The 6,329-nt window shown below is 52.2% G+C and carries 11 protein-coding genes and 1 pseudogene; 5 read left to right on the forward strand and 7 right to left on the reverse strand.

All coding sequences use genetic code 11. The features are described 5' to 3' along the window. Window positions 1–51 precede the first annotated feature (51 nt). The 5 genes from traN to H6B30_RS07715 are packed head-to-tail and all read left to right on the forward strand — an operon-like array spanning window position 52 to window position 3,529. Window positions 52–1,044: a conjugative transposon protein TraN gene (gene traN / locus H6B30_RS07695; protein WP_205109292.1), complete on the forward strand. Its 993-nt coding sequence runs from the start codon at window positions 52–54 to the stop codon at window positions 1,042–1,044. Further along, on the forward strand, window positions 1,041–1,598 hold the full coding sequence (locus tag H6B30_RS07700; RefSeq protein ID WP_205109274.1) for a conjugal transfer protein TraO: 558 nt from the start codon (window positions 1,041–1,043) through the stop codon (window positions 1,596–1,598). The genes traN and H6B30_RS07700 overlap by 4 nt, the downstream gene beginning before the upstream one ends. Window positions 1,599–1,601: 3 nt before the next feature. After that, window positions 1,602–2,513 (forward strand): DUF8464 domain-containing protein, encoded by a 912-nt coding sequence (locus H6B30_RS07705; protein ID WP_205109276.1) that lies wholly within the window; start codon window positions 1,602–1,604, stop codon window positions 2,511–2,513. A gap of 6 nt (window positions 2,514–2,519) precedes the next feature. Beyond that, window positions 2,520–3,011, forward strand: coding sequence for a DUF3872 domain-containing protein (locus H6B30_RS07710; RefSeq protein WP_087340887.1), 492 nt, complete (start codon window positions 2,520–2,522; stop codon window positions 3,009–3,011). Beyond that, window positions 3,008–3,529: a glycoside hydrolase family protein gene (locus H6B30_RS07715; RefSeq protein WP_205109278.1), complete on the forward strand. Its 522-nt coding sequence runs from the start codon at window positions 3,008–3,010 to the stop codon at window positions 3,527–3,529. The genes H6B30_RS07710 and H6B30_RS07715 overlap by 4 nt, the downstream gene beginning before the upstream one ends. A 733-nt stretch (window positions 3,530–4,262) precedes the next feature. On the opposite strand, the gene H6B30_RS07720 is transcribed toward H6B30_RS07715, so the two are convergent. From H6B30_RS07720 to H6B30_RS07750, 7 genes and pseudogenes are all read right to left on the reverse strand, one after another. Further along, window positions 4,263–4,490 (reverse strand): DUF7688 family protein, encoded by a 228-nt coding sequence (locus H6B30_RS07720; RefSeq protein WP_204433042.1) that lies wholly within the window; start codon window positions 4,488–4,490, stop codon window positions 4,263–4,265. Between the two features lie 128 nt (window positions 4,491–4,618). Next, window positions 4,619–4,924, reverse strand: a complete 306-nt coding sequence (locus tag H6B30_RS07725; RefSeq protein WP_071148934.1) for a hypothetical protein — start codon at window positions 4,922–4,924, stop codon at window positions 4,619–4,621. Between the two features lie 53 nt (window positions 4,925–4,977). Continuing rightward, entirely contained in the window at window positions 4,978–5,184 is a 207-nt protein-coding gene (locus tag H6B30_RS07730) for a hypothetical protein (RefSeq protein WP_204433043.1), read from the reverse strand. A 58-nt stretch (window positions 5,185–5,242) separates the two neighbouring features. After that, window positions 5,243–5,488, reverse strand: coding sequence for a DUF6956 domain-containing protein (locus H6B30_RS07735; RefSeq protein ID WP_032570576.1), 246 nt, complete (start codon window positions 5,486–5,488; stop codon window positions 5,243–5,245). Beyond that, the gene (locus tag H6B30_RS07740) at window positions 5,485–5,706 is read right to left on the reverse strand and encodes a DUF3873 domain-containing protein (protein ID WP_205109280.1); all 222 of its coding nucleotides are present in this window, start codon (window positions 5,704–5,706) and stop codon (window positions 5,485–5,487) included. The genes H6B30_RS07735 and H6B30_RS07740 overlap by 4 nt, the downstream gene beginning before the upstream one ends. A gap of 11 nt (window positions 5,707–5,717) precedes the next feature. Further along, window positions 5,718–5,975: a DUF8466 domain-containing protein gene (locus H6B30_RS07745; protein ID WP_071148937.1), complete on the reverse strand. Its 258-nt coding sequence runs from the start codon at window positions 5,973–5,975 to the stop codon at window positions 5,718–5,720. Window positions 5,976–6,002: 27 nt separating this feature from the next. After that, window positions 6,003–6,224 (reverse strand): annotated as a pseudogene (locus H6B30_RS07750) (PcfJ domain-containing protein); the annotation flags it as partial. Window positions 6,225–6,329: the final 105 nt, after the last annotated feature.

A 6,329-nucleotide genomic window follows, 5' to 3' on the forward strand; every position in this document is an offset into this window, starting at 1 on the left:
AAAAAGAACATTCAAATTTTATCAACCACTAAATCCAACGTAAAAATGAGTATCAGAAAAGTAATGATGATGTTTGCCCTTATGACGGGCATTGTCTGTGCAGGACACGCACAGGAAGTGAAAAACGACAGCACCGCCACTACGAAGGCGGAGGAGCTGAAACTGGTAAAGGACGCCTATCCGCAGACAGAGGAGAACGGCGACCTGTATCACGGACTGACCAGGAAACTGATGTTTGACCGCATGATACCGCCGCACGGTCTGGAGGTCACGTATGACAAGACGGTGCATATCCTGTTTCCCTCGGCAGTGCGCTATGTGGATCTCGGTTCACCCAACCTCATAGCGGGAAAGGCTGACGGTGCGGAGAACGTCATCCGCGTGAAGGCGACGGTAAGGAACTTCCGCACGGAGACGAACATGAGCGTCATCACGGAGGACGGGTCCTATTATTCGTTCAACGTGAAATATGCCGACGAGCCGCTGCTGCTCAATGTGGAGATGAAGGACTTCATCCATGACGGCAGCACGGTGAACCGCCCGAACAACGCGCAGGAAATCTATCTGAAGGAACTGGGAAGCGAAAGCCCCATGCTGGTGCATCTCATCATGAAGTCGCTGCACAAGGAGAACAAGCGCAAGGTAAAGCACATCGGCTGCAAGCGTTTCGGCATCCAGTATCTGCTGAAAGGGATATATGTCCACAACGACCTGCTGTACCTGCATACGGAGATAAAGAACCAGAGCAACGTGCCGTTTGACGTGGACTACATCACGTTCAAGATTGTGGACAAGAAGGTGGCGAAACGAACCGCCATTCAGGAACAGGTGCTGTTTCCGCTCCGTGCGTACAACTATGCGGTACGTGTGGCCGGGAAAAAGTCCGAGCGCACGGTGTTCTGCCTGCAGAAGTTCACCATCCCCGACGGCAAGCAGCTGGTGGTGGAAATGAACGAGAAGAACGGCGGGCGTCATCAGACGTTTGTCGTGGAGAACGAAGACCTGGTACAGGCTGAAACCATCAACGAACTGCGTGTACGATGAAAGGCAAGGCGGTGTTTTTAGCAATGCTTCTGTCCGTCCTTCTTGCAGGACGGGCGGAAGCCCAGCGATGCCTGCCGAAGATGCGGGGCATTGAGATGAAAGCCGGAATGACCGGGACGGACGGCTACTGGCTGGGAGCCGCACTGTCGAGCTATGCAAGGGGCGGCAACAAATGGGTGTACGGGGCGGAATACCTGCAGACCAATCATCCGTACAGGAGCGTGAATGTTCCCGTGGCACAGTTCACGGCGGAGAGCGGTTTCTACTACAATTTCCTGTCGGATGCGAAAAAGACGGTGTTCTTCTATGCGGGGGCGTCAGCCCTTGCCGGATACGAGACGGTAAACTGGGGAGAAAGGACGCTGTATGACGGAGCAAGGCTGAACAACAGGGACGGCTTCGTCTATGGCTGCGCCGCCACGCTGGACATGGAGCTGTATCTTGCGGACTTCATCGCACTGACGGCTTCGGTAAGGGAGCGTTTCCTCTGGGGCGGCAGCATGGGGGTGTGCCATACGGAGTACGGGATAGGTGTCAAGTTCATCATCAACTGACGGATGCCTATGGACATAGAAGGAATGAAACGGTTCCCGATAGAGGACTTCCTCGCCCGGCTGGGGCATCATCCCGTGCAAAGGCGTGCCAATGCCGTCTGGTACAGGTCGCCTTACAGGGAGGAGCATACGCCTTCCTTCAAGGTAAACCCGGAGAAGAACCTCTGGTTTGACTTCGGCGAGGGCAAGGGCGGCAACATCTTCGCCCTTGCCGGGGAGTTCATCAAGACGGGCGACTTCCTCACGCAAGCGAGGTATGTGGCGGAAGTGGCTGGTATGCCGGCACAGGATTATGAGCCGCAAAAAGCCGTTGATACGCGCCGTTCCGACGGGCACAGCTTCGAGGATGTGGAGGTGCTGCCTTTACAGAACCGGGCGTTGCTCCATTACCTGCAAGAGAGGGGCATACCGTCCGCCGTCGCCATTGCGAACTGCAAGGAGATGCGCTACTCCACGCACGGCAAGCGGTATTTCGCCGTGGCTTTCGGCAACGAAGGCGGCGGCTACGAGATACGCAACCCGTTCTTCAAGGGCTGCGTGCCGCCGAAGGACGTGACCCTGTTGTCGGTCGGCTCGACGTCCTGCAACGTGTACGAGGGCTTCATGGACTACCTCTCCGCCCGTGCGCTGGGCATCGGCGGCAAGGAAGACCACCTTGTCCTCAACTCGGTGTCCAACGTGGCGAGGGCGTACCGCCATCTGGACGGTTACGGACAGATAAAGTGCTACCTTGACAATGACGAAGCCGGGCGGCGGACGCTGGGGGCTTTGCTTGCACGTTACGGCGGAAGAGTATCGAACTGCTCCGGCATTTATGACGGGTGCAAGGACTTGAACGAGCACCTGCAAAGGGTGCTTGCCGAAAGGCAGGCTCAAAGCGAGAACGAAAAGAAAAACAAATCCATCAGACTATAACAGATTATGAACATGAATAAATTGAACCAAAAAGCGAAAAGAAACATAGTAAGAACCTTTGCTGCCCTCTGTGTGGGTATGCTCTCCTTCGGCTTCACCGCCTGCGATGATGACTTGGACGTGACGCAAGCCTACCCGTTCACGGTGGAGACCATGCCCGTACCGAAGGAACTGGCGCAGGGCGAAACGGCGGAGATACGCTGCGAGCTGGTGCGTGAGGGCGAGTTTGACGGGGCGGTCTATACCATCCGCTACTTCCAGTTTGACGGCGAAGGCACGCTGAAGCTGGATAACGGCTTGGTATTCCTGCCCAACGACCGCTACTTGTTGGAGAACGAGAAGTTCCGCCTGTATTACACCTCAGAGTGCGACGAGTCGCAGAGCCTGACCATCACGGTGGAGGACAATTTCGGCAATGCCTTCGAGTGGGAAGTCGAGTTCAACAACGACTCGGATGCGGATGTGGCGGTGTCGGACACCTTGAACGTCAGCCGATGATGCGCAAGGCGTTGCTCCTGCTGCTGGCGGCTGTCCTCTGCGGCAGCCTGCCGGCACAGGATACGGAGGAAACGGCACGGCTGCTGGCGCTGTTCAACAGCCACCCGAAAGCGGACATAGCCGTCGAGCTGGTAAAGAAGTACGAGGGGCTGCATGACCGTTCCGACTACCCGTATTACGGCTACGGACACCGCAGGCTGCCAAACGAGAAGCTGTCCTACGGCATGACGGAGGCGGAAGCGGAAGCCCTGCTTCGCAAGGATTTGGCGGTGCGTTACAGGCTGTTCCGCAAGTATGGAAAAGACGCCTTGCTCCTGACCGTCCTGAGCTATAACGTGGGGCAAGGGGTGCTGCTCGGTCATGGTGGGCATCCGAAAAGCGGGCTTGTCCGCAAGCTGGAAGCCGGGAACAGGGACATTTACCGTGAATACACAGCCTACTGCCGGTACAAGGGCAAAACCGTCCGCTCGATAGAGCGGCGGCGCAAAATGGAGTTCCTGCTGCTATATGAGCCGTGAGGCTATGGGATAAAAAAGAACCGATGAAGCAATTTCATCGGTTCTTTTTCCTTGGTATGCTCGGCATGAGTATTAGCTAACGGGTGCAAGTCCCTAATGAGCCCTAATAGCGGGAATCATACAGCCAAAAGCAAGGGTGTCCATCGTGAGGTGGAATCTGAAGGAAGCCGGCGGCAAACATCTGGTCTAACGAACAGAAACTTCATACAAGGCATTTGACCGTGGGTAAGGTTTCTACACAAACCAAAGCCCGATAGCTATTCGGAACGGTCGGTGTAAATGAAGTAGGCATAAGATGGAAAGACAATGCCCTTATCCGAGGAGGTCTCACGGACGCATGGCGAAGACGTACCCATTCGATGTGCCCTGACGGAGTAAAGCTTGCCGTGAGAAGTCAGCAGAGGTTATAGTACCTAAGACACGTGTGTCTATGGGGAAGGACCGAATCGCGCAGTGCAATAGTAAATGACTGCTACCCTTGAGACTCTTTTGTAGTCAGATGTCCGAAAGGAGCTTCCCTACTCACCACGATAGGACGGAATCCGACAATAGAGTAGGAGTGACGCTAGTCCGAGGGATGGCTGAAAACAACTTGCCACACATCGTGAGATGAGAAAGCGCGAAACCGCCGTATGCGGAACCGCTTGTACGGTGGTGTGGGAGGTCGGTAAATGTGAAAGTAGGAGGCAAATGCCTTTCTATGATTAGCATTTACCTCCTACCCGATTGGCATTTATGGTATCACATTCGGTATGACACCTTGTTTGATGGTCTTACCGTTCCTGCAAAGTTCAATGACACCCGGACTAAATCCCATGTCTGCCAAAGCGACACATCGGATATAGTCCTCGTATTCCTTGCCGCTGAAATTCTTGCCTGTCAGATTATTGAAGAACATAGGGATGCTTCTCCCGTCCTCGCTGTATAACACGGTCTTGCCGTTCTGTCTGATTTCGTCCATATCATGTAATTATTTTTATGATACCTATTTATCGAAGATGGGAACAAAAGGGCTTTTTGCTACTTTTGAGCCGCCTCCTGCTCACCGTCAAAAGTAGCGGGCGGCAAACTCCGCCACCCGCCGAAGGGTCAGAAACGGGTGTATAGTCCCGTTACCTGCGTGAATATGTCTTGTAACATATCAAAATACACTCCCTCGTACTTGGCAATCTCCTTGACCTTGATGTCGAAGTGCTTAGTCATGGACTGGCGGTAGAAATACATGGTGTATGTATCTGTATCCTCGTCCAATATCACTTTCAAGCGGTTGGCGGAAGTCTTGTTCCTCGCAAGGCTCATTTGCAGCCCGTTCCGCAAGCCTATGAAATCCTTGCTGCCCGTCATGGCGGCAAACCTGCGTCCGCCCATCTGTTCTAAAATCGTCTTTGCTATCATCGTCTATATTTAAGTTGTCCTTTGTTAAGGGTGGCTTTTGCCACCCCGATTTTTTATTTGAAGTTCATCCGCTGGCGGATATTTTCAAGGGTACGCTCGGCAATGGGGCGTGTATCTTTTGTCCATAGGTCATAGTCATGCACGGATACTCCCACGCTCCGCAGGTCACGGATATAGCCGGACACATAATCTCCCGAAGGGAGGTAAACGAACTGCATCCATGCGTCCTTGCCGTCTGTCAGTATAAAATAGTATTTCATGATGCTTTTTCTTTTAATGGTGTTGGAAGTGTGGGCGGTGGTGTCCACCGCCACGCACTCAAAATTCTCTCATATCAGCGATAGTCGTACAGTGTGTGAGCCATTCCTTTACGCAGGGCATGTTGTATTCGGAAGTGATGACTGCCGTATGCTCGTTTATTTGCGTAAACCTCGTACTTTCATAGTCCTCCACCCATCCTTTGAGGGTGTCAGTTCCCCATGCGTCCGCATCGGAAAACATATTGTCCAATACCTTGATTGGGTCGCTGAACGTAACTATCAGCGTATCATAGCCTGCTGTCATAGCCTGTCCTCCTTCGCTTTAATCCATTCGTCACGCAGCCGCCTGCACTCGTCCAAAGTGGGTTTCACGCAGGAGAACAACTCTCCGTCTGTATGGCGATAGTCGTATTGCACGAAAGTGCGCCTTTTCCTACCGATACTCATTTGGAAACTCTCGTATTTCTCCATTCCTGCCGTTTGGCAGGTGCTTACTCCGTTAATGGTCATTCTCGTTGTCATAGCCTTATCAATTAAAATTCAACAATCAGTAATCTGTTCTCCAAACATTGGTCGGGGTCGGATGCCTTTTTCTGCGTCACCCATAAATGGTGTGCGCCATATCCAAAGGCGAAAAGAGCATTGAAAAGTTCCTTTCGGGCGAATACCTCCATTACACCCCTTACATCCTGCTCATTCTTTGTCAGTACAAGCGTGTTCAACAATTCGATAAACATTTCGGGCAGTTCTTCGTGCCATCCAAAAACCATATTTTCTATTTTCACTTCCATATCTGTATTTATTAGGTTGTTATACAATCATGCCGCTTTCATCCGCTGCCGTATCTGCTCGGCATTGTCCTCCACCAATTTGATGATACGGTCGTGGTATTCGGTGTTGGAGTTGCATACGCCACGGCTCTGCACCACTTTCAATGTCTGCAAGTCCACTTCCACCGTTTCGATGCGTTCTCCGTCAATTCGTGCGGACAGTATCAGCGAATTTTCATCATTGTAGTAAGCGTTGGTATAGACGCAATGGTGCTTATGTTCAGCTTTGCATAAGCCTCATTATGCAAAGTGTTATATTATGCGAAGTGTCATATTTTAGCTGCTGATTATTAATAAAATATCAAAAAACGCTAT

It is taken from the genome of Marseilla massiliensis (assembly GCF_016899955.1).
Taxonomy (GTDB): Bacteria; Bacteroidota; Bacteroidia; order Bacteroidales; family Bacteroidaceae; genus Prevotella; species Prevotella intestinigallinarum.

Excerpts from the sequence above, each read along its gene's own strand:
- H6B30_RS07700 (WP_205109274.1), top strand. The coding sequence starts at position 1,041 with ATGAAAGGCAAGGCGGTGTTTTTAGCAATGCTTCTGTCCGTCCTTCTT.
- H6B30_RS07705 (WP_205109276.1), top strand. The coding sequence starts at position 1,602 with ATGCCTATGGACATAGAAGGAATGAAACGGTTCCCGATAGAGGACTTC.
- H6B30_RS07710 (WP_087340887.1), top strand. The coding sequence starts at position 2,520 with ATGAACATGAATAAATTGAACCAAAAAGCGAAAAGAAACATAGTAAGA.
- H6B30_RS07715 (WP_205109278.1), top strand. The coding sequence starts at position 3,008 with ATGATGCGCAAGGCGTTGCTCCTGCTGCTGGCGGCTGTCCTCTGCGGC.
- H6B30_RS07720 (WP_204433042.1), bottom strand. The coding sequence starts at position 4,490 with ATGGACGAAATCAGACAGAACGGCAAGACCGTGTTATACAGCGAGGAC.
- H6B30_RS07725 (WP_071148934.1), bottom strand. The coding sequence starts at position 4,924 with ATGATAGCAAAGACGATTTTAGAACAGATGGGCGGACGCAGGTTTGCC.
- H6B30_RS07730 (WP_204433043.1), bottom strand. The coding sequence starts at position 5,184 with ATGAAATACTATTTTATACTGACAGACGGCAAGGACGCATGGATGCAG.
- H6B30_RS07735 (WP_032570576.1), bottom strand. The coding sequence starts at position 5,488 with ATGACAGCAGGCTATGATACGCTGATAGTTACGTTCAGCGACCCAATC.
- H6B30_RS07740 (WP_205109280.1), bottom strand. The coding sequence starts at position 5,706 with ATGACAACGAGAATGACCATTAACGGAGTAAGCACCTGCCAAACGGCA.
- H6B30_RS07745 (WP_071148937.1), bottom strand. The coding sequence starts at position 5,975 with ATGGAAGTGAAAATAGAAAATATGGTTTTTGGATGGCACGAAGAACTG.